Origin of the sequence: Escherichia sp. 20412-1 (assembly GCF_003027595.1) — a bacterium.
Classification (GTDB): domain Bacteria; phylum Pseudomonadota; class Gammaproteobacteria; order Enterobacterales; family Enterobacteriaceae; genus Escherichia; species Escherichia marmotae.
In genome coordinates this window covers 74,312-100,567 of the sequence record NZ_PYQM01000015.1, presented here as the reverse complement: position 1 = coordinate 100,567, position 26,256 = coordinate 74,312, and the positions used below count along the sequence as shown (strand labels likewise).

The window sequence follows — 26,256 nt, the reverse complement described above, 5'->3', positions numbered from 1 at the left end:
ACGCGTCTTATCAGGCCTACGGGTGACTCCGATGTAGGTCGGATAAGGCGCTCGCGCCGCATCCGACAAGCGATGCCTGATGCGACGCTTAACGCGTCTTATCAGGCCTACGGGTGACTCCGATGTAGGTCGGATAAGGCGCTCGCGCCGCATCCGACAAGCGATGCCTGATGCGACGCTTAACGCGTCTTATCAGGCCTACGGGTGACTCCGATGTAGGTCGGATAAGGCGCTCGCGCTGCATCCGACAAGCGATGCCTGATGCGACGCTGACGCGTCTTATCAGGCCTATGGGTGACTCTGATGTAGGTCGGATAAGGCGCTCGCGCCGCATCCGACAATACCCGGAAGCGATACGTCACATTCGGTCTACGGTTTAAAAGATAACGATTACTAAAGGATGGACAGAATACATGAACTTACATGAATATCAGGCAAAACAACTTTTTGCCCGCTATGGCTTACCAGCACCGGTGGGTTATGCCTGTACTACTCCGCGCGAAGCAGAAGAAGCCGCTTCAAAAATCGGTGCCGGTCCGTGGGTAGTGAAATGTCAGGTTCACGCTGGTGGCCGCGGTAAAGCGGGCGGTGTGAAAGTGGTAAACAGCAAAGAAGACATCCGTGCTTTTGCAGAAAACTGGCTGGGCAAGCGTCTGGTAACGTATCAAACAGACGCCAATGGACAACCGGTTAACCAGATTCTGGTTGAAGCGGCGACCGATATCGCGAAAGAGCTGTATCTTGGTGCCGTTGTTGACCGTAGCTCCCGTCGCGTGGTCTTTATGGCCTCCACTGAAGGTGGCGTGGAAATCGAAAAAGTGGCGGAAGAAACCCCGCACCTGATCCACAAAGTTGCGCTTGATCCGCTGACCGGCCCGATGCCGTATCAGGGACGCGAGCTGGCGTTCAAACTGGGTCTGGAAGGTAAACTGGTTCAACAGTTCACCAAAATTTTCATGGGCCTGGCGACCATTTTCCTGGAACGGGATCTGGCGCTGATCGAAATCAACCCGTTGGTTATCACCAAACAGGGCGATCTTATCTGCCTCGACGGCAAACTGGGCGCTGATGGTAACGCACTGTTCCGCCAGCCTGATCTGCGCGAAATGCGCGACCAGTCGCAGGAAGATCCGCGTGAAGCGCAGGCTGCACAGTGGGAACTGAACTACGTAGCGCTGGACGGCAACATCGGTTGTATGGTTAACGGCGCAGGCCTGGCGATGGGCACGATGGACATCGTTAAACTGCACGGCGGTGAACCGGCTAACTTCCTCGATGTTGGCGGTGGTGCAACCAAAGAACGCGTGACCGAAGCATTCAAAATCATCCTCTCTGACGAAAAAGTAAAAGCCGTTCTGGTTAACATCTTTGGCGGTATCGTTCGTTGCGACCTGATTGCTGACGGTATCATCGGCGCGGTAGCAGAAGTGGGTGTTAACGTCCCGGTTGTCGTACGTCTGGAAGGTAACAACGCCGAACTCGGCGCGAAGAAACTGGCTGACAGCGGCCTGAATATTATTGCAGCAAAAGGTCTGACGGATGCAGCTCAGCAGGTTGTTGCCGCAGTGGAGGGGAAATAATGTCCATTTTAATTGATAAAAACACCAAGGTTATCTGCCAGGGCTTTACCGGTAGCCAGGGGACTTTCCACTCTGAACAGGCCATTGCATACGGCACTAAAATGGTGGGCGGCGTAACTCCAGGTAAAGGCGGCACCACCCACCTTGGCCTGCCGGTGTTCAACACCGTGCGTGAAGCAGTAGCTGCCACTGGTGCCACTGCTTCTGTTATCTACGTACCAGCACCGTTCTGCAAAGACTCCATTCTGGAAGCCATCGACGCAGGCATTAAGCTTATCATCACCATCACTGAGGGCATCCCGACGCTGGATATGCTGACCGTGAAAGTGAAACTGGACGAAGCGGGCGTGCGCATGATTGGCCCGAACTGCCCGGGTGTAATCACTCCGGGTGAGTGTAAAATCGGTATCCAGCCGGGCCACATCCATCGCCCTGGTAAAGTGGGTATCGTTTCCCGTTCCGGTACGCTGACTTATGAAGCAGTTAAACAGACCACGGATTACGGTTTCGGTCAGTCTACCTGTGTCGGTATCGGCGGCGATCCGATCCCTGGCTCTAACTTTATCGACATTCTCGAAATGTTCGAAAAAGATCCGCAGACCGAAGCGATCGTGATGATCGGTGAGATCGGCGGTAGCGCCGAAGAAGAAGCGGCTGCGTACATCAAAGAGCACGTCACCAAGCCAGTTGTGGGTTACATTGCCGGTGTGACTGCGCCGAAAGGCAAACGTATGGGTCACGCAGGTGCAATCATTTCCGGTGGTAAAGGGACTGCGGATGAGAAATTTGCTGCCCTGGAAGCCGCAGGCGTGAAAACCGTTCGCAGCCTGGCTGACATCGGTGAAGCACTGAAAACTGTTCTGAAATAAATATCTGTAATAAGAAATAGCCCTCGCCGCGTCCCTCTACAGGAATGGCGAAGGGCTGTCGGTTTCGACATGGTTGGCCATCTTATGATGGCCTTTTTTATGCCTTAAACGTTAACCACGGTCGAAATCTGACTGCTGGTTGAATCAATCCTGTCTCCTGCGGGACTTCGATAAGTGAATCAATATCGCTTATAAGCTACCACCGCTTCTTCTTGATGCCATTTTGTTGAAAATGAAAAATTATATTCTCCAGGGTTCATATTTTTAAATTTTATATGTTTGCCAGTTTTTTCAGTTAGGGTTTGTTATTTTAAGGATGATAAAAATAGAATGTGCATTAATGATAACAAGACATGCTCTTATGCTTGAAAATTAATGGTTGTTTTTAAATGTCGCTATATATCAATGTATTATGCTCTTGGTACAACGCTGGTTTTTCGGCTATTACGTTAATGATTAGCTGTCGTGAATACGTTTTTGCGAATAATTAAATTACAGACATCTTGCAATCTCATCATATTCATATGTTCAAATGAGAAAATATTTTGCCAACAATATCACTTTTTCCAAAAGTTAAATTAAGCATATTGAATTCGCATACAAAGCGTTGGCAATTTTTTTGAATTTATATTCACGGTGAATATGCTATAGAAATTAAATTCACTAAATGAATTAATAATACGAAATTATAAACAGGAATTATATAAGCCGTTTCTGTATTCATTCGCTCATCTTTCTGGGCGATTACAGCATTTAATTTTATCCAGTAACAGGAGAAGATTCATGAGTAAGCCTTCAGATCCTCGTATTGATACCAGCCGCGTCATCCATGCGCCACAAGGTACTCAACTGCATTGCAAAAACTGGCAGATCGAAGCTGCCTATCGGATGTTGCAGAACAACCTTGATCCAGACGTGGCTGAAAATCCGCAACATCTGGTGGTGTACGGCGGTATTGGCCGCGCGGCACGTAACTGGGAGTGTTTCGACCAGATTCTGGAATCCCTGAAAAATCTGGAACCCGATGAGTCGCTGCTGGTTCAGTCCGGTAAACCCGTTGGTGTATTTAAAACCCATACTGACGCGCCACGTGTGTTGATCGCCAACTCTAACCTGGTGCCGCAATGGGCCAACTGGGATCACTTCAACGAACTCGATCGCAAAGGTCTGTTCATGTATGGACAGATGACCGCCGGTTCGTGGATCTACATTGGTAGCCAGGGCATTGTGCAGGGAACGTTTGAAACCTTTGTTGAGGCGGGGCGTCAGCACTACAACAATTCGCTAAGCGGAAAGTGGATCCTGACTGCGGGTCTGGGTGGCATGGGTGGAGCACAACCGCTGGCGGCGACTCTGGCAGGGGCATGTTCATTAAATATTGAGTGTCAGCAAAGTAGCATCGACTTCCGTCTGCGTACCCGTTATGTCGATAAACAGGCAAAAGATCTCGATGATGCACTGGCGCTGATTAAATACCACACCGAGCGCAAAGACGCCGTTTCTATCGCGCTACTGGGCAATGCGGCAGAAATTGTTCCTGAACTGGTGAAACGTGCACGTCAGGGGGCGATCAAACCGGATCTGGTCACTGACCAGACGTCTGCCCACGATCTGATTAACGGCTATTTGCCGATGGGGTGGAGCGTAGAACAATGGCGTGCGGCACAACAAGATCCGCAACAACACGCCAGGCTGCAAAAAGACGCCGCACAAAGTTGTGTGGCGCATGTCCAGGGGATGCTGGACTTCCAGGCGATGGGTATTCCGGTTGTCGATTATGGCAACAATATCCGTCAGGTAGCCTTCAATGAAGGTCTGCAAAATGCCTTTGATTTCCCGGGCTTTGTCCCTGCTTATATTCGCCCAATGTTCTGTGAAGGCAAAGGCCCGTTCCGTTGGGTAGCGCTGTCTGGTGACCCGGAAGATATCTATAAGACTGATGCCAAAATTAAAGAGCTGTTCCCCAATAACGTGCTGACGCACCGCTGGCTGGATATGGCGCGCGAGCGTATTGCTTTCCAGGGCTTGCCTTCACGTATTTGCTGGCTGGGGCTTGGCGAGCGTCACCTGGCGGGGCTGGCATTCAATGAAATGGTACGCAACGGTGAATTAAAAGCGCCGATTGTGATTGGTCGCGATCATCTTGATACCGGCTCTGTCGCCAGCCCGAACCGCGAAACCGAAAGTATGCTCGATGGCAGTGACGCGGTATCTGACTGGCCGTTGCTCAATGGTCTGCTCAACACGGCGGGCGGGGCAACGTGGGTGTCTCTGCATCATGGCGGCGGCGTTGGGATGGGATATTCCCAGCACGCCGGGATGGTCATTGTTGCTGATGGTAGCGAAGAAGCTGAAAAACGCCTGGCGCGTGTGCTGGTTAATGACTGTGCGTCAGGCGTTATGCGTCACGCTGATGCCGGTTATGAAGCCGCTATTGAATGTGCCAAAAATTATGGTCTGAAATTGCCGATGATTCGCTAAATATTAACGCTGTTATTTAATATTTTCGCTAATACAGGCGGAAAGTAATCCGCCTGTATAACAATAATTATCAAAAAATATTCATTACATCGTCGAAAGAAATATCTCTCGACCCTCTTTTGCTGTTTCAAAAAATGACCTCTCATTTTGCAGGAGACTTTTTCATGGAATCAAGCAGCCCTATCCGCAGTAAAAAACCGGTTTTAGAATCAAATACTATTAACGCCGTTCCTGAGTCCGCTCGCCATGGCGCGCCCTCCAGCCAGTTTACTTTGTGGCTAAGTGCTAACTTACAAATTACCGCCGTGGTGGACGGCGCGTTAGCGATTATTTTTGGCTCTGAAGCCATGTCAGCAATTATTGGTTTATTAATCGGTAATATTATCGGCGGCGCGGTTATGGCATTGCACTCGTCACAGGGGGCAAAGCTGGGATTACCACAGATGATCTCCAGTCGTATCCGCTTTGGCGTCAAAGGGGCGGCGCTACCGTTACTGATGGTGATTATTATGTATCTCGGATTTGCCGCGACGGGTACGGTATTATCCGGTCAGGCGATTAACCGGATATTTGGTTTTGAGTCAGCATCGACCGGAATTATTATTTTCGGTATGCTTACCGCGATGATCGCATTGGTCGGTTATAAACTTATTCACGTCGTTGGCCGTGTTGCAGGGATATTAAGTATTCTGGGGTTTATTTACCTGGCCACTCAACTTAGCGGTCACTACGATGTGGCTGCGGCATTTGGTCAAAAGCCATTTAGCTTATCGGTGTTCTTATTAACGATTGCGCTCTCAGCCGGATGGCAATTAACGTTTGCACCATACGCCTCTGATTATTCCCGCTATTTACCCTCTGATACACCAGCAAAATCAATCTTCTTTGCCACCTTTCTGGGTACCACGCTTGGCGCGCAATGTGCCATGACCTTTGGCGTTCTTGTTGCTGCTTGCGGTGCTAACTTCCTGAAAGATCAGGTCGGTTTTATGGGCGAGTTAGCCGGGCCAACGTTTGCCATTCTGATTTATACGGTGATTGTTTGCGGCAAACTGACGGTTAACTGTTTGAATGCCTACGGCGGCTTTATGTCGATTCTGGCGACCGTCAGTGCCTTTAATAATCGCAGTCAGGTTTCACAGCGTGTTCGCGCTGCTTACGTTGTGGGCTTCGTGCTGTTGTCGATGGTCGTTGCGTTGGCGGCCAGCGCCGATTTATTAAATAATTTCAAAAACTTTGTTCTGCTGCTGTTGACGGTATTTGTTCCGTGGAGCGCCATCAATCTCATCGACTACTACTTCATCTCACAAGGTAAAACCGATATTCCGGCACTCTATACCCCGGATGGACGCTATGGCGCGTATAACAAAACCGCGTTGGTTTGCTACGGAATTGGTGTGCTGGTGCAGATCCCCTTCCTGAATCAAAAACTGTATCAGGGGCCTATTTCTGTACTGATGGACGGGGCGGATATTTCCTGGATTATCGGTTTGTTAATGACTGCCGTTATCTATTACCCGTGGGCGAAACGCACCACCAGTGTCCCTGCCCAGACTATTTATCCCGAGTCGTAATATGGAACCAATGCTGATATCTGCAATGGATAAGCCCTTGCAACCGTGGCGCAACGGCGGGGGTTTTACCCGACAACTGCTTGCCTGGCCTGATGATGAAAACTGGTTGTTGCGCATCAGTATGGCGAATGTCAGTCAGGACGGTCCTTTTTCGGCGTGGCCAGGCGTGGTACGTGGTCTCGCGATCCTCGATGGGGAAGGGGTGAAACTGACGTTTGTCGATTCGATCATCAACCTGCAACGTCACGATCCCGCCTTAATTTTCCCAGGTGAAGCGATGCCGGATTGCCAGTTGCTGGGCGGGACTGTTCGCGATCTCAATGTCATGGCGCGGGAAGCTGATGTGGGGATGTTGCGGGTGCAAAGTGCCGTTGACTGGCTCCCTCCGTCACTCGCGCAAGCGGGGCTGTTCACGTTGTGTGACGGGGAGTGGATAAGCGGCGAGAAGAGGACGTTTGTAGCTACGAATACGCTGTTATGGCTGGCTCAGCCTGATGGCAAGCCCTGGCGTTTCGAACCACGGAAAAAAGTCTCTGTCGGTGAGCTGGCGGGCTGGTGGCTTTATTATCTACGAGGGGAAAAATCCTTATGAGTGCATTAACGCTCTGGCGAAATACCACGCTGGCGACACTTTCCGCTAACGATTGGGGAGTGATTGAAAATGGTGCATTAATCAGCCGTGGCGACACTATTGTTTGGCTTGGCAAGGCCACGCAGATCCCTCGCGAACTGACGGCTGACATTACAGAGGAACACGACCTGCAGGGTAAGTTGCTGACACCCGGTCTGGTGGATTGCCATACGCATCTGGTGTATGGCGGCCAGCGGGCGAATGAGTTTGAGATGCGGCTGCAAGGTGTGGCTTATGAAGATATTGCGAGAGCGGGCGGCGGGATCTTATCTACCGTCAATGCCACGCGGGCTGCCAGCGAAACGCAACTGTTTGAACTTGCGGCGCAGCGACTACAAAACTGGTTGCGTGAAGGCGTCAGTACGCTGGAAATAAAATCCGGTTATGGCTTGACGCTGGAAGATGAAGCGCGCTGTTTGCGCGTCATTCGCCGCTTACAGGAATCTACCGGGTTACGTATTCAGTCTACTTTTCTTGGGGCGCACAGTTTACCGCCAGAGTTTGCCGGACGCAGTGATGATTACATTACGGCGCTTTGCGACTGGATGGGCGTCCTGCATGGACAGGGGCTGATTGATGCAGTTGATGCTTTTTGTGAAAACATCGCCTTTAGCCCAGACCAGGTACGGCGCGTTTTCAGTAAAGCGCAACACTATGGAGTGCCGGTAAAACTCCATGCCGAACAGCTTTCTGACCAGCAAGGTGCGGCGCTGGCGGCGGCGTTTTCTGCGCTGTCCTGCGATCATCTGGAATACCTTAGCGAATCGGGGATCGTTGCCATGAAAGCGGCCGGAACGGTGGCGGTTCTGCTCCCCGGGGCCTATTACTTCCTGCGCGAAACCCATCTACCGCCGATTGCCGCTTTGCGGGCAGCGGGCGTGCCAATTGCCATCTCCACGGACCATAACCCCGGAACGTCTCCCAATATGTCATTGCCATTGATGATCAATATGGCCTGTACGCTGTTCCGCATGACACCGCTGGAAGCCGTTCAGGGCGTTACGCGTAATGCGGCAAAGGCACTTGGACTTATTGATCGGGGGGAACTTGCGCCGGGGTTACGGGCGGATATGGCGGTCTGGGATCTAAATCATCCACGTGAACTGGCCTATTGGTTTGGGCACCAGCCTTGTCAGGGGCTGATTGTCGGTGGAAAAAGGAGTTGGTAATGAAGCAAACATTTTTGCCGTGGAGTGGGCGTGTTGACTCGCAGGAAACCGGCGTCAGCACTCGCTGGCATCAGCATGTGCAACCGTTTAGTGAACAAAGCCTTGGAGGCTGTACGCTGATAGGTTTTGCCGTTGATGACGGCGTACAACGTAACGGTGGGCGAACGGGCGCAGCAGGTGGGCCGGGTGCATTACGCAGCATATTGGGCAATATGCCGGTGCTCAATGAAGACGCTATTTTTGATATGGGCGATGTGCAAAGTGAGGAACAGGCGCTGGAATCCGCACAAAACTGTCTGGCGACAAACGTTGCCGCGGTCATTGCGCGTAACAGTTTTCCGCTGGTTCTGGGCGGTGGTCATGAAGTGGCGTGGGGAACATTTCAGGGGATTATGCAGTCGCGCCCTGATATCCAGCGACTGCTGATTATCAACCTTGACGCGCATTTTGATTTACGGATGGCTGAAAAGGCCAATTCAGGTACGCCATTTCGCCAGATGCAGGAGTGGAACACGCAGCATGGCAAACCATTTAGTTATCGCGTGCTGGGAATAAGCCGTTTTGCCAATACTCAGGCGTTATTTGATCGCGCTGATAGCCTCGGCGTGCGTTATTGGCTGGACGAATCTCTGCAATTTGAAAGCGATTTGCATGAGGTTATTAATGCGCTCTCGGCAGATATTCAGGCGTGTGACGCTATTTATTTAACGATTTGTCTCGATGTCCTACCGGGGTATCAGGCTCCCGGCGTTTCTGCGCCATCACCGTTAGGCGTGCCGTTAAATATTACTGAAGCCATTGTGAATTTAATCGCCGGTAGCGAGAAGTTGATTGCTGCGGATATTGCCGAACTTAACCCGGAACTGGATCGCGATAATTTGACTGCGAAAGTTGCCGCTCGCCTGGTGACCAGCATTGTTCGGCGGGGGAAAAGATAAGACAAATTAAGACGTTGTCGCAGTAACCCGTTGTTAAACTCATCATGATAAGGAAACACAATGAAAGGATTGATACGAAGAGTCACTGTCACCGTTGTGCTCTGGAGCGTTTGCTCCATCGCGATGGCAAAATCAACCATTACGCTGGATGGCGAACATCTCTCTATTGACCAAGCATGGTCAATTGCATTAGGTGATAACGGCGTCAAAATCGCGCCGAAAGCCATGGAGCGCATGGAAAAAAGTTATGATTTGGTGATGACCGCCGCGCATTCTGGAACACCCGTTTACGGTTTAACCGTGGGCGTGGGGCTAAATAAAGATCAGCCCATATTTGATGCCAAAGGAAATTTAACGCCTGAGGTGATTGACGCATCGAAAAAATTTAATGCTGCCGCGCTGCGCGCCCATTCTGCAGGCGTCGGCTCAATGTTGCCGGATTATCTTGCTCGTCTCTCAATGGTATTACGTTTAAATACCATGCTGCATGGGCAAACCGGAGCGCAGCCTTATATTGCCGAACTGTATGCTGAATTTATTAATCGCGGCGTTACACCTTTAATTCCGGCGCGTGGAAGCATTGGCGCAGCAGATATTATGCTCGCATCACACGTTGGCCTGGTGATGATGGGGGAATGGAAAGCGCGGGTTAATGGCGTGGAAATGAGTGGTGGCGATGCGCTGGCGAAAGTGGGGCTTAAACCACTGGTGCCGCAGGGTAAAGATATGCTGGCGATTTTGTCGAACAACAGCGTTGGCACGGCGTATGCGATTGAAGCGGTACGGTCGGCACGCCAGTTGCTGAATGTCAGCCCGATGGTTTTCGCTATGAGTCTGGAAGCGTTGAATGGTAACGTCGCGCCGGTACTGCCGCAGTCGATCGGCGTGCGTCCTTTCCCGCAGTTGGCTGATTCCGCGAAAGAGATCCGCGATGCGTTAATCGGTTCTTATTTATGGCATAAGGATGACAAACGTGCATTGCAGGATCCGTTATCGTTCAGAACAACGGTGTATACCCTTTCTGAGTCGGTACGTGCGCTACATGACGCAGAAGATATCATTACCGTGCAGATCAACAGTTCTGACGATAACCCGGCAACTGTGCTGAATGCTGATAAGGCGTACCAGGATTCCAGCCAGGTCGCGCAATATTTTGTTAAAGATGGCGCAATCAGCGGCGGGATTTTCCCGACGGCAAACTTCGAATCGTTACCTGTTGCGCTTGCCACCCAGCGTCTGACCGTGGCGTTAGTGCATGTTTCGCATAACAGTATGCGTCGCTCGCTGCACCTGGAAGATGATCACTTTACGGGTTTAACGCGCTTCCTGTCGGCACCCGGTAATAAAGGTCACGGCTTCGGTTCGCTGCATATTCCTTTTGTCGCGCTGCATGCAGAAAATGTTGATCTTGCCAATCCTGTTTCTTTCGATATTCAACCGGTTGCCGGAGGCATTGAAGATACCGGTGCCAATAACGACCATGCAGCCAGAAGACTGAAACAGGTGGTTGATAATTTGAACATTATTTATGGCATTGAATTGATGCATTCCGCGCAGGCAATCGATTTGCGGTTGCAAGCCGATCCACAACTGGCATTAGGTAAATCAACAAAAGCGATGTTTACCGCCTACAGAAAAGTCGTGCCATTTGTCGAGCAGGATCGCATCTTTACTCCGGATATTGCAGCATCGCAAAAATTCTTAGAAGGATATGCGATAAATCAAAAATAAAATCGGTGTTGGTTGTTTATCATAATATCCATAGATATGATAATTATCAGTTTAATAGTTTTTCTTAATATTGATTATAATAATCCGAAGGGCGTTTTGCTTTTCGGATTATTATTTCCTCATTAAGGTAATTGCCATACCGAACGTGCTGGGTTATAAATATCAATCATGATACTTATAAATTATTTATTGCTGCTTTGGTTACCATTACTTAGTAATAAGTAATGTATTTTTGATAGTTTAAACTATTTTTAAGGGACGGCATTATGAGAGGAAAAATACCCAAAACGGAATTGCTGGTGACTTTTGAGGTAGTCGCACGTCATGAAAGTTATACCAGAGCAGCAGAGGAGTTGGCGTTAACCCAAAGTGCAGTATTCAGACAAGTTAGCGCACTGGAAGAGTTTTTACATATATCATTATTTGCGCATTCTAAAAAAAGAATATTCCTTAATGATGCCGGTAAATATTATCTGGGAATTGTTAAAGAAACATTGAATAAACTGGAACGTGACACAAATACAATCATGACTTGGCAACCCACGGTTCAGGTTATTGAGCTTGCTGTCAATCCTACCTTCAGCACGCACTGGTTGATCCCCAATTTACGTGAGTTCAATAAATTGTATCCCGATATTATTGTCAATATCCACTCATTAGCCAATAACGGGGATTTTCTTAATCGGGAATACGATGCTGTCATTATGCGCGAAAATTTTTGCGCCCCCTGGTCGAAGGTAGAATATCTCTTTGAGGAAGAGATTCTGCCAGTATGCAGCGGCAGTTTGCTTTCACTGCCCGATCAAAAGCTGTCCGTTGCAGAACTACTTAGTGAGCTACCTCTTCTGCATCAGAGCACCCGTATTACTGGCTGGGAAGAGTGGTTTGCGCTATCGGGCGTTAGCAGTCCGCTGGTCAATAATGGGCCGCGTTTCGATTTGCTTTCGATGCTGATTGCCGCCGTGCGCTCTAATCTCGGCGTGGCATTGCTGCCGCGGTTCGCTATCCAACACGATTTAGATAGTGGTGATATGGTGATCCCGTGCGATGTGCCCATTCTTACCGGTAATCGCTTCATTATGACGTGGCGGGAAGAGAAGGCTGAATATCCGCACTTGCAGCTCTTTCGTGAGTGGTTGCTGGCAAAATCGGTGGTGCCGGAGGAGATGTAAACCTACGCCTGGCGAAATGCCAGGCGCAGATATTAACCGTCGAGACCTGGTTGTGCCTGATGGGGCAATTTTGCAGTGAGGCGTTCACCTCTTCAGTATCCAGAAAATGGTAAGCCAGCATAAAGATCAGCTCACCCTGCACGACTAAAGCGTAACATTCACTTTCATTAATGCCCCGCAGGGCAACTGGCACAGCGGTGTTGCTGCTCAAACTGGCTAAAGAAATTATTGCCTTTATCATCCACCAGAATGAATGCGGGCAGATTTTCAACTTCCATCATCCACACGGCTTCCATGCCCAGCTCCGGGTATTCCAGACAGCGAAGGCTTTTGACATATTCTTGCGCCAGTAACGCCGCCGCACCGCCAATACTTCCCAGATTAAAGCCGCCATGTTTGTGACAGGCATCGGTGACCTGCTGGCTGCGGTTGCCTTTCGACAACATGACCAGACTGCCGCCCGCTGCCTGAAAGGTATCGACATAACCGTCCATTCGACCGCCAGTGGTTGGCCCCAATGAACCGCAGGCCATGTTTTCTGGTGTTTTCGCCGGCCCTGCGTAATAGACAACATGATGTTTCAGGTAATCCGGCATCGGTTCACCGTTATCCAGTCGCTCTTTAATTTTTGCGTGGGCGATATCGCGCGCCACCACGATTGGCCCACTTAACGACACGCGGGTGCCGACCGGTAACGTGGCGAGATCTTGCATCACGTCACGCAATGGACGATTCAGATCGAGATGCACATGATGCGTGCGATTTTCTTCCCGCATTGATACAGGAATATATTGCCCCGGATTATGTTCGAGTTTTTCCAGCCAGATACCGTGTTTGTTAATTTTGGCCTTAATATTGCGATCGGCGGAACAGGAGAGCGCCATGGCAATTGGGCAGGAGCCGCCGTGGCGTGGCAGACGAATAACACGAATATCATGAGCGAAATATTTGCCACCAAACTGAGCACCAATACCAAATTGCTGGCTGGCGTCGAGCAATGTTTTTTCCAGTTCAACATCGCGGAATGCTTGTCCCTGCTCGTTTCCGCTGGTGGGCAGATTATCGTAGTATTTCGTTGAAGCCAGTTTGGCGACTTTTAACGCTTGATCGGCAGAAAGTCCTCCGACGACAAAGGCGATATGGTAGGGCGGACAGGCGGCGGTGCCCAGCGATTTCATTTTTTCAATTAAAAATGCGGTCAGTTTTTCCGGTTGCAGGAGAGATTTTGTTTCCTGATAAAGCGCGGCTTTATTGGCGGAGCCTCCCCCTTTATTAACACACAGAAAATGGTATTCGTCGCCGGGTACGGCGCTGATATCAATCTGCGCCGGGAGATTGGTTTGGGTATTCATCTCGGTATACATATCCAGTGGCGCATTTTGCGAAAAACGCAGATTATTTTCCTGGAAAGTGCTGTAAATACCTTTGCTCAGGGCTTCAGCATCATTGCACCCGGTCCAGATATGTTGTCCCTTGCTGGCAACAATCGTTGCTGTGCCTGTGTCCTGACAGTTGGGTAATATTCCCTTTGCCGAGACCTCTGCATTTCGCAGTAACTGCAAGGCCACGTATTTGTCATTACTGCTGGCTTGCGGATCGTTAAGAATGCTGGCGACCTGTTGCAAATGAGCAGAGCGTAAGAAAAAAGAGGCTTCATAAAATGCCTGTCGGGCAAGCAACGTTAACGCGTCAGGGGCGACTTTTATTACGTCTTCACCGTCTAACTTCGTTACCATAATATGTTGATCGCTAATTAATTTATATTCTGTACCGTCTTTATCTTGCAAAAACGGATCCTGCCAGACGAATGGTTTAGACATGATCTCTTCTCACGTTGTGGTTATTTTTACCGAATGCTAAGACAGGCCATTTTTCCAGCAGGAGCTGGATGTTTATATCACGTTGTCATTCGGTATTTACTTAAGCATTTTTTGTTTAATTACGTGTGATTTTTAGAGGGACGTAGTTCACCCGTTATTTAAGATGTGATAATACCAGCATGCTTCGCAATTTATTTTATTGATATATTTAGATAAATGTACCAGTCATGAATAAATCTATGCAGGTACATTTATGAGGTTGATAATCTAAACAATATTAATTATTAAATATCAAAATGAATACTTAATAAAGGTGCGTGTTGCTGTGCACCATAAACATCACTATCACCCACATTTCCGGAGATAATATCTCGTGGCATGACGATTTTTACTGCATTAGAAGGATCAAACCAGACAATACGATGAATAAATTCAGGTTCAACATGATATAAGCCAGCCACCAGTTCTGGGGTTAATTGCCCAGATGATTTAACTCGCTCATAGTTTTCTTTCGTTTTAAATAAAATATCTAAAACCAGTTCATAGGGTCCGGCGTTTTTGGAGCGGATCACCTGCGCCAGTGAACGAATTGACTGTTTCATGCCTGAACTCCTTCCGGCGTCACCTGTTCGATGTGGAAATCAAAACGCAGTGCGTCGTTGGCTTCAATCAGGTGATAGATCGAGAACTCATATACCGGCCCAGCCTGTACATCTGAGGGCGAGAACGGGAAGGCGAGGTTACCTGCGGTAGCGATGCGATTTTCATAGCCATAGTGCAACATGGTTGAACGCACCAGCGAGCAAACGCTATTGGCAATCTCCTGAGTTGGCGCGACGACATCCAGCAGGATCCCCAGTTCGTGTCCGGCAGTTTGCGTGGGTTCATGAGCACCCATGACGCCATTTTTTCCGTACAGGTGGAATGTAATGCGGATGCTGTCATCGTCCAGCGAAAGGTTACTCGCTACGCTTGCTTTCACTTCTTCGATAATTTTGTCGATCCCGGCAATCATAATAGGATCGCGGGTCCCGGCAATGGTCAGGCAGCGGAAGCCAACCCGACGGGCGCCTTCCAGTTTCAGGGCATACGGCGTTTCTTCATGTTTTGAACCGCTGACATACACTTCGCCATCATTGACCGCTTTAAATGTACAGCTCTTCAGATTCAGTACGCCGCCAGGTCCAGGCAGGAAGTACGGATCAGATTTCTCATACAACGTATGCGCGGCGGCGGACGTTTCGGTAAATTTACGCTGTGGATTAAATGTCTTCAGCGTAAAGCCGTTGTCGTCAATGATACCCATTGCACAGTCTGAACCGGAGCCAGGCGTTGCGGCAATGGCCGCGCACTCAAGGATTTTCCCGCAGTGCAGCGCCAGCCCTTCGTCAAACCCCTGCATGATAGGCAGTGCGGCAAAGCAGGCCGGGTCGTAAGCGCGCCCACCCAGAACCACCTGAGCGCCTGCTTTCAGCGCCCGCTGGAAAGGCTCGATCCCCATTTGCGCCACAATGTAGGTACTTTCGTCGATTGCTTCATGGGTTAATGCCGGGACAAAATCCAGCGCCGTGATTTTGCCATTATCCAGCGCTTCGTGGACGAGTGCTTTGTCGACGTCAGCAGGAATCAGCGCCATCGAGAACGAGAGTTTTTCTTCTTGCGCAATTTCATGAATAATTTCACGGCACCACTCCAGATGTGGGGCCGCGCCGGAGCCGCCTGCCGTACCGATTACCACCGGAATGTTGTTCTTCACGCCAGCGGTTATCATGTAACGCAGGTCGCGTTTGACGCCCGCCCGGTCGGTAAAGGCTTTACCCGCCCCCAGGTAATGGGGACCTGGGTCAGATGAACCGGCGTCAACGGCGATCAGATCCGGAGATTCTTCCATCGCCTTATTAAAACTTTCTTCCGGGAAACCATAACCAAGAATGGCTGTTGGCGATAACACTTTGAATTTACGAGCCATCTGTTATCCCTTAGCCTGCAACAGTGCGATAGTACGATTCATTTCGTTGAAGACGATGTTGAGGCCTTCGTCGAAACCCATCCCTGGCTTGACCAGCATACGCATTGGGCGTGCGGCCAGCGCAACGTGCACACAGGTGCGGGCGCTGATCTCTGTTTCGTTGCAGGTGCCGCCCTGGTAGGCTTCCATCCCGTGTTTGTTGCAATACAACACTGCGTCAACGATGTTACGAACACCGCCAAGATCCGGCGTTTTAATTTGCACCATATGACAACTGCCTGCATCGGTGAAATCAACGATATCCTGGTAGGTGTTACACCACTCGTCAGCGACAATTTTCACGCCGGAACCGAGGCGCGTCAGCTCTTTGGTGATGGCGGTTAACAAGCGAATTTGATCAGGTTTATTACCGGCATCGACAGGACCTTCAATGTACAGTGGCAAACCTTGTGCTTCGTCTTCCAGACTGGCGATGTATTGGGCGCAGCGCACCGGATCCATATCGAAGATCAGACCGATAGTGCCGTAAACGTCAATGTGCAGGGTAGGGCGATAGCGTGCGCTGGTGCGTTTGCCCAAAATGCGATCCGCCAGCCAACGGATATATTCGCGTAGTTTTTCACCTTTATAGCCCAGCTTCTCTTCAACGTTATTAATCAATGCATGTGGCAGGACATCGACGCCTTTAAGGATCATTTTATCCACAGCGATGTAACGGTCGTCACCGCTTTGACCAAATAACGGAATGGATTCCGCTACGCAGGGTAATTGCCATTCGGCACAAACGACCTCGGTTTTCAGGCGACCGGTTGCCAGCGCGGTGGCGTCAAGTAATGCCTGCGATAAACCATAACGCACGGCAGTGTGCAGCAGGTTGCCGTCAATACGCAGTTTGTCGAAGAAACGGGCATTCGGCAGGAATGCGTCCACATCGCGACCTTCCAGCAAAGGTTTGATATGCGTGTTGAGGAACGGAATAAAGTGTTCAGCAAGGAATAGTGGATCGCGGCCACCGGCTCCGGAGTATTGAACAGCAGCACAGTCACCGACGGCGACGGCACCGTTTTCCAGAATCAACTGAACTGAAACGCACTCCCCGGCCTGGCGCACAGCGCTAAAACCGGGCGTTACTGGCTCCCCGGTATAAAAAAAGCCGTCATGACCCGCTCCGTTTTTTATCGCCTGCTGGTCGTCGAAATAGAACGATGAGTAACCAGCGGTGAAAAGGGCCTGTTTTATTTTCATTATGGTCTTCCTATTAATTTGCTGTGGGATACGGCATTGATGTCATCTACAACCATCTGGAATGTCGGTTGGCGTCCTTCAACGCGTGCGCGTTCGGCAACGTAATCGTGGTGGAGGTCAAGAATCTCTTTTGGCAGAGGAACGGCTCCGGCTTCAAGTACGCGGATAGCCCCGGTGTTGTCACGAACCGGAAGAAGTTTGCCCGCGTTGCAGGCGGCTGGCGCAAAGGGTACATCCAGTACACCCGCTTCAAAAGCCAGCACTGTACCGCGCGCGATATCACCATTGCCCAGTTCGAACACTTTATTCAGGACGGCACGAACTTCACTTTTAATCAGCTCAATTTCCAGTTCAACCACAGGGCATGGCGGGAATTTTTGATCGCTGACCATATTGAGCATTTGACGGGAGGCTTTCAGCCCCTGCACGTTGGCGGCGGCGGTAGGTATACCCCATGCTTCATGTGGGCTTTTGGTGATAACTTTAGTTGCGCCCGACATGCCTGCTACCGCCGCGCCCCAGGAGATAATGGCGAACGCTTTCGATTCGTCTTCCGGAAAACCGCCCATCCACTGGTGGAACACCGTACTTAACTCGTAGTCCGTATAACCATTGTTTTGGAAGTATTCGTGCGCGAGTTCACGTAGAGACCGGATCGCCGCAATATCTTGTGTCAGGCAGCCGACCTGGCCATAACCAACAGTGATAGATTTTACGCCTTGTTCCAACGCCAACAGGCCCTCGATAATCGCAACAGAGTGCGAGATAAATGGCGGGATCAGCGTTCCAGTCAGTGGGCCAAATGGTTCGCGGTTGATACGAATGCCATGTTCTTCATACAACCCCATTAAGCGGTCGCAGTACTGCCAGTCGCGGATAGATTTTTCCAGCGTTACACGTTTGGCATACGGAATATTGTAGGAAATGCCGCCGCCTTCATAACTGGTGAAGCCACTGGCCATTGAGATTTCAGCCAGCAGGCGCGCATCTGGCGTGCCGTGGCGGATCTGTAACGGTTTTTGCAGGGTTTCGGTCAGACGGCGGCACGCTGCGACACCGTGGTTAACCACCGGTAAACCGTTCAGTTTAGATGTTCCGGCTTCGATGGACTTCTTAATGCCCACCGCCGCTTCTTCGTAACGATTCAGACGGGTGTAGGCATCAATGGTGCTCGGCAGCAGATCGCACTCTTCTTGTAGTGTTTTCAGTAGTTCAATGTGTTCGTCCATCAGCGCCACGCCAGCGCGCGGCTGGCTAAGTGTTTTACCTTCCAGGTCTGCTTTCAGCAGGGCAAGGGAGAAGCGTTTATGTTCAGGAATGGTTTGTTGGTATTTAACGCCATCTTCGAATTTTTCAACGTCCTTGCCAGTTTCCCAGGTTTTCAGTACCTGTTGCCGCTCGGCCATGAATTCGTCATGGGTTAATTTCTTGTTTCGAAGTTCCATTGGTTGCTGCCTTAATTGTTATAGGGTTAAGCATTGAATACTGGTGAGCGCAGCGGCTTGCGGGTCTACTCTGGCGACGTTTGCCAGCAGTGGAAATAGCCCCTGTGAATCACGGTAATATTCAAATTGAGTCGGTAAGAGAATGCGTTTGCCGTCGTCGTTTAACTCGCGGTACTTCAGCCAGTGATGAATATCAAACTGGCTGGCGCGCGACAGCCATCCACCGGAGCCGATGACTTTGTGCACGGTGGTAAGGTCGCGTCCCATTTGTAAATCAACATTACCGACGCAGGTGCAGACTTCTTTTTTGGTGCCCGCATGACGTTCTGTGGCGTAACCCACGCACAGCCCGGCCAGCACAGCATCGAAATATTTTTCTTCTGTGTTAGCGGGTAAGTATTCGGGATGAGCGGCCAAATGACGAAGGTAATGATAAAAAGCCTCCTGCTGCACGGGTTGCTGAGCAAAGATCATATTGACTAAGTCTTTTGCGTTTTCACCAACCACCGCCGCCGAGACGCGCATCCCCAGATCGCCTTCTACGGTTCGTTTTATGAATGGTTCTGGTACGCCGTGCAAAACGGTATCTGGCGCGAGATGATTAATGCAGGCGGAATAGACGTCGGTGGTTGCGCCGCCCATGTCGAGAAGAATGAACTCTTTCCAGTGACTATTTACATTGCTGATGGCCTTTACCAACTCATAGACCGTCCACGGTGTCGGCATCGGTTCTTCGCCCGTTTCATCAACAATGACATCCAGTCCTTTTCCTTTAACAATACGTTTGAGAAAAATGTCGCAGATGGCCTGACGCGCGGCCAAAGGGGTTGGATGGTCAAGGTCAGGCAGGACGTTATCGACGATAGTCAGCTCTTTATGCCCAAGGATGGCTTGCACTTCATCCTGAATATCCCTGTTTCCGGCATAAATAATGGCGCAGTCGAGTTTTGATTCTGCCAGCACGCGGGCGTTATTCAGTCCGTAACTTTCTTCACCGCCGTCGGTGCCGCCGGTGAACAACAGGATGTCTGGCGGTGTCTCTTCCAGCGCCTGAATATCACGGCGGTTCAGCTTATAGGCGTAATATTGCGTGATTTTAGCGCCAGCAGAGTGAGCGGTTACTTTCGCAGTTTCCAGGGTGATAGAAGGCACTAACCCCATTGCAGCGACCGCCAGTCCCCCTTTGGCTGAGGAGGAATACTTCAATGCAACCTCACCGCAGTTTAACAGGGGGAGGGCATTATCTACGTTTAACACCTGGTTCAGGCTGGAGAAAAAACCTTCCGCCAGATGGTGCCTGGTGGTTGGAGTCAGAACGTGGTTAACCAACGTTAACGCGTCCCCCTCCCGAGTGAAGAGGGCTGCTTTGGTCCACGTCGATCCAATATCGACAGAGACAATTTGCATCAGATTGCCTCTTCGAGAATGTGTATTTCTACGCCATGACGTTGGTTGATATCGTTGGTCATCAGTTGGCAGACATCTTCTAAGTCATGGCTGGGTGCGAAGACGCGATCAAAACCCATTTCTTTGAATTTGATTTCCACGTCAGCGAAGTCATGTTTACCCACCACCAGGTTACCGCCCACATAAAGCAGAATGTCACCCAGCCCGCGCTCGATGCAGCGTTCACGCATGCCCAGACAGTCGATATCGCCATGACCATAGATAGAGGAAACCACAATCGCGTTAGCGCCAGTTTCAATGGCGGCATCAATATATTCGTCCTGGCTGACCATAACGCCCAGATTAATGACCCTGAAGTCATGGGTGGTAAAAACACGATCCAGAACTTTATTGCCTACTGCATGGCAGTCAGCGCCAATAACGCCAATCACAAGTGTTGCTTTCTTCATGGGTAATCCTTTGTAAGACAGAGAGTAAAATAAGTTACACACGTTGTATTTATGGCCATAAATAACGGCACATGCTTAATATCACTGGAGTTTCTTTGCCCAGTCATTAGGATGCAATTGATCTATTTTCAAAATATCTTTCGTAAAATGCTTGTTTATAATGTGTGTTTAAATAGGTGAGAAAATTCAATGCGTTGCGATGCCTTGCGCCATTGATTTTAATTTTTTTTAAATTCTATTGATCTAATATGTTGATATAATTGTGATCAACATCTAATTTGCATTTTGGGCACACTTTTAACCCCTATAAAGGCAATTAAAAAAGTTTGATGTATGTATCCAATACTATTCGCTTCTGGCTTAACGCAGAATTGTAAAAATAATGTTGTAAGTAACAAGTAGTTAATATCCTGCACAGGTTTATGCCATTCGTTGGAGCTAATCAACTTTACGCCATAGGAGTATTTTTTAGAGGCAGGGTAACGTATTGTTCGAAGGAATCTGGAGTTTTATAACACTCACTTACAATCCCACTTCGTTGTTTCGTGTTGCTGTTAAATGAATAACAATATTCTATATATAACAGCCTGCGGTAGACTTACTTGCTGAATTACCTGCTATTTTTCTTAATTGTTAATTGCTGAATTAATCGTAGAGGACAAGAGCGGGAAAATACCTATACCCTATAATTTCGCTTAAAAAATTTTCGTCCCGCCTGACTATACCCAATACATCTATTCCTATAAGTGATTATTACCAGAGAAACAATAAAATAATGGACTCATAGGAATGTGCTCATAAAGACAACAATCGATTAACTTTGATAAAAATATGTTATGTAAAATGGCAACAAATTGGCTACTCTAACTAATTAGTATTATAAAAAGTCGATAAAGCAGCTCTGTTAAATAAAATACTGGTTTTTTATCTATATCTCTCCATTGCGATAATAATTATGCATTTATGGTTTACAATGTGTTAACAATAAAATTACCAACAATCTCTAATTCACACATAATTAACATATCTGATTGATTTTGATATAAATCAATTTTTAATTCTTGAAAAAAATCTGCAAAACACGATAAATTGTCGTAGATCAAATTGGTGAGATGGTGACAATTTCGCTATAAATTGATCACTGTCGAAAAATGCAAATTTGTTCAATAAAAACCTGTTTATTGTAAGGATTTTGCGGCGTAATATAATTGCGGGATCAATTTGGTTTATTCATTAACATGTTTGTAACTTTTTATCATTGTCTTTTCCTCTTTTGATGAAATGGCAACGATAGGGGCGAGCAAATAATTTTGTATTGGGGCATGCGTGTGACCCTTTCTAACGGGGTTCACTCTCGGAGTCTTCATGCGATGAGCAAGGAGTCATGATGTTAGATATAGTCGAACTGTCGCGCTTACAGTTTGCCTTGACCGCGATGTACCACTTCCTTTTTGTGCCACTGACGCTCGGTATGGCGTTCCTGCTGGCCATCATGGAAACGGTCTACGTCCTTTCCGGCAAACAGATTTATAAAGATATGACAAAGTTCTGGGGCAAGTTGTTTGGTATCAACTTTGCTCTGGGTGTGGCAACCGGTTTAACCATGGAGTTCCAGTTCGGGACTAACTGGTCTTATTATTCTCACTATGTAGGGGATATCTTCGGTGCGCCGCTGGCAATCGAAGGTCTGATGGCCTTCTTCCTCGAATCCACCTTTGTAGGTCTGTTCTTCTTCGGTTGGGATCGTCTGGGTAAAGTTCAGCATATGTGTGTCACCTGGCTGGTGGCGCTCGGTTCAAACCTGTCCGCACTGTGGATTCTGGTTGCGAACGGCTGGATGCAAAACCCAATCGCGTCCGATTTCAATTTCGAAACTATGCGTATGGAGATGGTGAGCTTCTCCGAGCTGGTGCTTAACCCGGTTGCTCAGGTGAAATTCGTTCACACTGTTGCGTCTGGTTATGTGACTGGTGCGATGTTCATCCTCGGTATCAGCGCATGGTATATGCTGAAAGGCCGTGACTTCGCCTTCGCAAAACGCTCCTTTGCTATCGCTGCAAGCTTCGGTATGGCTGCTGTTCTGTCCGTTATTGTTCTGGGTGATGAATCCGGTTACGAAATGGGTGACGTGCAGAAAACCAAACTGGCTGCTATTGAAGCCGAGTGGGAAACTCAACCTGCGCCTGCTGCCTTTACTCTGTTCGGTATTCCTGATCAGGAAGAGCAGACGAACAAATTTGCAATCCAGATCCCTTATGCGCTGGGTATCATCGCTACACGTTCTGTGGATACGCCGGTTATCGGCCTGAAAGAGCTGATGGTGCAGCACGAAGAACGTATCCGTAACGGGATGAAAGCGTACTCTCTGCTTGAGCAACTGCGTTCTGGTTCTACCGACCAGGCTGTACGCGATCAGTTCAATAGCATGAAGAAAGATCTCGGTTATGGTCTGCTGCTGAAACGCTATACGCCGAATGTGGCGGATGCGACTGAAGCGCAGATTCAACAGGCAACCAAAGACTCTATTCCACGTGTAGCACCGCTGTACTTCGCGTTCCGCATCATGGTGGCGTGTGGCTTCCTGCTGCTGGCAATTATCGCGCTCTCCTTCTGGAGCGTAATCCGCAACCGTATCGGTGAGAAAAAATGGCTGCTGCGCGCCGCGCTGTACGGTATTCCGCTGCCGTGGATCGCTGTAGAAGCGGGCTGGTTTGTTGCCGAATATGGTCGTCAACCGTGGGCTATCGGTGAGGTGCTGCCTACCGCAGTGGCGAACTCGTCGCTGACTGCAGGCGATCTCATCTTCTCTATGGTTCTGATTTGCGGCCTGTATACCCTGTTCCTGGTGGCAGAAATGTTCTTAATGTTCAAGTTTGCACGCCTCGGCCCAAGCAGCCTGAAAACCGGTCGCTATCACTTTGAGCAGTCTTCCACGACTACTCAGCCGGCACGCTAAGACAGGAGTCGTCAAATGATCGATTATGAAGTATTGCGTTTTATCTGGTGGCTGCTGGTTGGCATTCTGCTGATTGGTTTTGCAGTCACTGACGGTTTCGACATGGGGGTGGGCATGCTCACCCGTTTCCTCGGTCGTAACGACACCGAGCGTCGAATTATGATTAACTCCATCGCCCCACACTGGGACGGTAACCAGGTTTGGCTGATCACTGCAGGCGGCGCATTATTTGCTGCCTGGCCGATGGTCTATGCCGCTGCGTTTTCCGGCTTCTATGTCGCGATGATCCTCGTGCTGGCATCTTTGTTCTTCCGTCCGGTCGGTTTTGATTACCGTTCCAAGATTGAAGAAACCCGCTGGCGTAACATGTGGGACTGGGGCATCTTCATTGGTAGCTTCGTTCCGCCGCTGGTGATTGGCGTGGCGTTCGGTAACCTGTTGCAGGGTGTACCGTTCAATGTTGATGAATATCTCCGTCTGTACTACACCGGTAACTTCTTCCAACTGCTCAATCCGTTCGGCCTGCTGGCTGGTGTGGTAAGCGTCGGGATGATCATCACTCAGGGTGCAACCTATCTGCAAATGCGCACCGTTGGTGAACTGCACCTGCGTACCCGTGCAACGGCTCAGGTGGCGGCGCTGGTAACGCTGGTGTGCTTCGCACTGGCTGGCGTATGGGTGATGTACGGTATCGACGGTTATGTTGTGAAGTCGACAATGGACCATTACGCAGCATCTAACCCGCTGAATAAAGAAGTGGTTCGTGAAGCTGGTGCATGGCTGGTGAACTTCAACAACACGCCAATTCTGTGGGCTATTCCGGCTCTGGGGGTAGTTCTACCACTGCTGACTATCCTGACTGCGCGTATGGATAAAGCCGCGTGGGCGTTTGTGTTCTCTTCTCTGACACTGGCCTGCATCATTCTGACTGCGGGTATTGCAATGTTCCCGTTTGTAATGCCGTCCAGCACCATGATGAATGCAAGTCTGACAATGTGGGATGCAACTTCCAGCCAACTGACGCTTAACGTCATGACCTGGGTTGCGGTGGTTCTGGTGCCGATCATTCTGCTCTACACCGCCTGGTGTTACTGGAAAATGTTCGGACGTATCACCAAAGAAGATATTGAACGTAACACCCACTCTCTGTACTAAGTAAGGAGCTAAAAATGTGGTATTTCGCATGGATTCTGGGAACGCTTCTTGCCTGTTCATTTGGGGTAATTACCGCGCTGGCGCTTGAGCACGTCGAATCAGGCAAAGCCGGTCAAGAAGACAGTTGATGAGTAAGATTATCGCAACCTTGTATGCGGTAATGGACAAGCGCCCTCTGAGGGCGCTTTCCTTCGTGATGGCGCTTCTGTTAGCAGGATGTATGTTTTGGGCCCCATCACGTTTTGCCGCGAAGACCAGTGAGCTGGAAATCTGGCATGGATTATTGCTGATGTGGGCCGTCTGCGCAGGCGTTATTCACGGCGTGGGGTTTCGTCCGCAGAAGGTTCTTTGGAAAGGGATTTTTTGCCCATTGCTTGCTGATCTTGTTCTCATTGTAGGGCTGATTTTCTTCTTCTTTTAAATCAGAATTCTCTTTAAAAATTTATGGGCCGTTGAGGGTCCATAAATTTTTACGCTCCCTTAACTTACCCTCATTCCCAAACCTCAATCGCACGCGTATAGTAGCAGCGTTTAAAAGTTCTAACTTTTGTTGCATTACCGGGATGTAAAGTGAATACAACGCTGTTTCGATGGCCGGTTCGTGTCTATTATGAAGATACTGATGCCGGTGGTGTGGTGTACCATGCCAGTTACATCGCTTTTTATGAAAGAGCACGCACAGAGATGCTGCGCCACCATCACTTTAGCCAACAGGCACTGATGGCTGAACGTGTTGCCTTCGTGGTGCGTAAAATGACGGTGGAATATTACGCACCTGCACGGCTCGACGATATGCTCGAAATACAGACTGAAATAACATCAATGCGTGGCACCTCTTTGGTTTTCACGCAACGTATTGTCAACGCCGAGAATACTCTGCTGAATGAAGCCGAGGTTCTGATTGTTTGCGTTGACCCACTCAAAATGAAGCCTCGTGCGCTTCCTAAGTCTATTGTCGCGGAGTTTAAGCAGTGACTGACATGAATATCCTTGATTTGTTCCTGAAGGCTAGCCTTCTGGTTAAACTTATCATGTTGATTTTGATTGGTTTTTCAATCGCATCCTGGGCCATTATTATCCAGCGGACCCGTATTCTTAACGCTGCAGCGCGTGAAGCCGAAGCGTTTGAAGATAAATTCTGGTCTGGAATCGAACTTTCTCGCCTCTATCAGGAGAGCCAGGGAAAACGGGATAATCTCACTGGGTCGGAACAAATCTTTTACAGCGGGTTCAAAGAATTTGTGCGCCTGCATCGTGCCAACAGCCATGCGCCAGAAGCAGTGGTGGAAGGGGCTGCACGTGCGATGCGTATCTCTATGAATCGTGAGCTGGAAAATCTGGAAACACACATTCCGTTTCTCGGTACGGTGGGTTCTATCAGCCCGTATATCGGTTTGTTTGGTACAGTCTGGGGGATCATGCACGCTTTTATTGCCCTTGGTGCGGTGAAGCAGGCAACACTGCAAATGGTGGCTCCCGGTATCGCAGAAGCGTTGATTGCCACGGCAATCGGTCTGTTCGCCGCTATTCCGGCGGTTATGGCTTACAACCGTCTTAACCAACGCGTAAACAAACTGGAACTGAATTACGATAACTTTATGGAAGAGTTTACTGCGATTCTGCACCGCCAGGCGTTTACCGTTAGCGAGAGCAACAAGGGGTAAG

The 26,256-nt window shown here is 49.3% G+C and carries 22 protein-coding genes; 15 read left to right on the top strand and 7 right to left on the bottom strand.

Translation table 11 applies throughout. The annotated features are described in order from the left end of the window. The first annotated feature begins 413 nt into the window (after nucleotides 1–413). The 9 genes from sucC to C7B16_RS12650 all read left to right on the top strand — a co-directional run bounded on the left by sucC (nucleotide 414) and on the right by C7B16_RS12650 (nucleotide 12,145). A complete protein-coding gene (gene sucC, locus C7B16_RS12695) occupies nucleotides 414–1,580 on the top strand; it encodes an ADP-forming succinate--CoA ligase subunit beta (RefSeq protein ID WP_001048605.1) in 1,167 nt (388 codons plus the stop codon). Continuing rightward, on the top strand, nucleotides 1,580–2,449 hold the full coding sequence (gene sucD / locus C7B16_RS12690) for a succinate--CoA ligase subunit alpha (RefSeq protein ID WP_001515996.1): 870 nt from the start codon (nucleotides 1,580–1,582) through the stop codon (nucleotides 2,447–2,449). The genes sucC and sucD overlap by 1 nt, the downstream gene beginning before the upstream one ends. Nucleotides 2,450–3,232: 783 nt before the next feature. Further along, nucleotides 3,233–4,930, top strand: a complete 1,698-nt coding sequence (gene hutU / locus C7B16_RS12680) for a urocanate hydratase (protein WP_001515997.1) — start codon at nucleotides 3,233–3,235, stop codon at nucleotides 4,928–4,930. Between the two features lie 164 nt (nucleotides 4,931–5,094). After that, nucleotides 5,095–6,504 carry a cytosine permease gene (locus C7B16_RS12675; RefSeq protein ID WP_107179772.1) on the top strand — a complete coding sequence of 470 codons (1,410 nt, stop codon included), beginning with the start codon at nucleotides 5,095–5,097 and terminating at the stop codon, nucleotides 6,502–6,504. Nucleotides 6,505–6,529: 25 nt separating this feature from the next. Then, a complete protein-coding gene (locus tag C7B16_RS12670) occupies nucleotides 6,530–7,096 on the top strand; it encodes a HutD family protein (RefSeq protein ID WP_258182549.1) in 567 nt (188 codons plus the stop codon). Beyond that, entirely contained in the window at nucleotides 7,093–8,304 is a 1,212-nt protein-coding gene (hutI, locus tag C7B16_RS12665; protein WP_001516000.1) for an imidazolonepropionase, read from the top strand. The genes C7B16_RS12670 and hutI overlap by 4 nt, the downstream gene beginning before the upstream one ends. After that, nucleotides 8,304–9,242 carry a formimidoylglutamase gene (gene hutG, locus C7B16_RS12660; protein ID WP_107179770.1) on the top strand — a complete coding sequence of 313 codons (939 nt, stop codon included), beginning with the start codon at nucleotides 8,304–8,306 and terminating at the stop codon, nucleotides 9,240–9,242. Before hutI ends, hutG begins: the two co-directional genes overlap by 1 nt. Nucleotides 9,243–9,302: 60 nt before the next feature. Then, nucleotides 9,303–10,973 carry an HAL/PAL/TAL family ammonia-lyase gene (locus tag C7B16_RS12655; RefSeq protein WP_143192600.1) on the top strand — a complete coding sequence of 557 codons (1,671 nt, stop codon included), beginning with the start codon at nucleotides 9,303–9,305 and terminating at the stop codon, nucleotides 10,971–10,973. Nucleotides 10,974–11,239: 266 nt separating this feature from the next. Further along, a complete protein-coding gene (locus C7B16_RS12650; protein WP_001214252.1) occupies nucleotides 11,240–12,145 on the top strand; it encodes a LysR family transcriptional regulator in 906 nt (301 codons plus the stop codon). 167 nt (nucleotides 12,146–12,312) lie between these two features. Here C7B16_RS12650 and C7B16_RS12645 read toward each other — a convergent pair whose 3' ends face one another. The 7 genes from C7B16_RS12645 to glmS all read right to left on the bottom strand — a co-directional run bounded on the left by C7B16_RS12645 (nucleotide 12,313) and on the right by glmS (nucleotide 20,480). Then, nucleotides 12,313–13,965, bottom strand: a complete 1,653-nt coding sequence (locus tag C7B16_RS12645) for a class I fumarate hydratase (protein WP_016248488.1) — start codon at nucleotides 13,963–13,965, stop codon at nucleotides 12,313–12,315. A gap of 284 nt (nucleotides 13,966–14,249) precedes the next feature. Beyond that, nucleotides 14,250–14,567, bottom strand: coding sequence for a DUF4387 domain-containing protein (locus C7B16_RS12640; protein ID WP_000813902.1), 318 nt, complete (start codon nucleotides 14,565–14,567; stop codon nucleotides 14,250–14,252). Next, entirely contained in the window at nucleotides 14,564–15,934 is a 1,371-nt protein-coding gene (locus tag C7B16_RS12635; RefSeq protein WP_000101359.1) for an acyclic terpene utilization AtuA family protein, read from the bottom strand. Before C7B16_RS12635 ends, C7B16_RS12640 begins: the two co-directional genes overlap by 4 nt. Before the next feature lie 3 nt (nucleotides 15,935–15,937). After that, nucleotides 15,938–17,179, bottom strand: a complete 1,242-nt coding sequence (locus C7B16_RS12630) for a methylaspartate ammonia-lyase (RefSeq protein ID WP_107179768.1) — start codon at nucleotides 17,177–17,179, stop codon at nucleotides 15,938–15,940. Then, a complete protein-coding gene (locus C7B16_RS12625; RefSeq protein WP_001516004.1) occupies nucleotides 17,179–18,624 on the bottom strand; it encodes a methylaspartate mutase subunit E in 1,446 nt (481 codons plus the stop codon). The genes C7B16_RS12630 and C7B16_RS12625 overlap by 1 nt, the downstream gene beginning before the upstream one ends. 18 nt (nucleotides 18,625–18,642) lie before the next feature. After that, a complete protein-coding gene (gene glmL / locus C7B16_RS12620; RefSeq protein WP_107179767.1) occupies nucleotides 18,643–20,031 on the bottom strand; it encodes a methylaspartate mutase accessory protein GlmL in 1,389 nt (462 codons plus the stop codon). Next, the gene (gene glmS / locus C7B16_RS12615) at nucleotides 20,031–20,480 is read right to left on the bottom strand and encodes a methylaspartate mutase subunit S (protein ID WP_000710399.1); all 450 of its coding nucleotides are present in this window, start codon (nucleotides 20,478–20,480) and stop codon (nucleotides 20,031–20,033) included. The genes glmL and glmS overlap by 1 nt, the downstream gene beginning before the upstream one ends. Before the next feature lie 1,387 nt (nucleotides 20,481–21,867). Here glmS and cydA point away from each other — a divergent pair. The 6 genes from cydA to tolQ all read left to right on the top strand — a co-directional run bounded on the left by cydA (nucleotide 21,868) and on the right by tolQ (nucleotide 26,255). Continuing rightward, nucleotides 21,868–23,436, top strand: a complete 1,569-nt coding sequence (gene cydA, locus C7B16_RS12610; protein ID WP_001516006.1) for a cytochrome ubiquinol oxidase subunit I — start codon at nucleotides 21,868–21,870, stop codon at nucleotides 23,434–23,436. Between the two features lie 15 nt (nucleotides 23,437–23,451). Then, nucleotides 23,452–24,591 carry a cytochrome d ubiquinol oxidase subunit II gene (gene cydB, locus C7B16_RS12605; RefSeq protein WP_000568264.1) on the top strand — a complete coding sequence of 380 codons (1,140 nt, stop codon included), beginning with the start codon at nucleotides 23,452–23,454 and terminating at the stop codon, nucleotides 24,589–24,591. A gap of 14 nt (nucleotides 24,592–24,605) precedes the next feature. Further along, nucleotides 24,606–24,719, top strand: coding sequence for a cytochrome bd-I oxidase subunit CydX (gene cydX, locus C7B16_RS12600; RefSeq protein ID WP_000270283.1), 114 nt, complete (start codon nucleotides 24,606–24,608; stop codon nucleotides 24,717–24,719). Beyond that, the gene (gene ybgE / locus C7B16_RS12595; RefSeq protein ID WP_107179766.1) at nucleotides 24,719–25,012 is read left to right on the top strand and encodes a cyd operon protein YbgE; all 294 of its coding nucleotides are present in this window, start codon (nucleotides 24,719–24,721) and stop codon (nucleotides 25,010–25,012) included. Before cydX ends, ybgE begins: the two co-directional genes overlap by 1 nt. Before the next feature lie 149 nt (nucleotides 25,013–25,161). After that, nucleotides 25,162–25,566, top strand: coding sequence for a tol-pal system-associated acyl-CoA thioesterase (ybgC, locus tag C7B16_RS12590; protein ID WP_001098372.1), 405 nt, complete (start codon nucleotides 25,162–25,164; stop codon nucleotides 25,564–25,566). Next, the gene (tolQ, locus tag C7B16_RS12585; protein WP_000131311.1) at nucleotides 25,563–26,255 is read left to right on the top strand and encodes a Tol-Pal system protein TolQ; all 693 of its coding nucleotides are present in this window, start codon (nucleotides 25,563–25,565) and stop codon (nucleotides 26,253–26,255) included. Before ybgC ends, tolQ begins: the two co-directional genes overlap by 4 nt. Nucleotide 26,256: the final 1 nt, after the last annotated feature.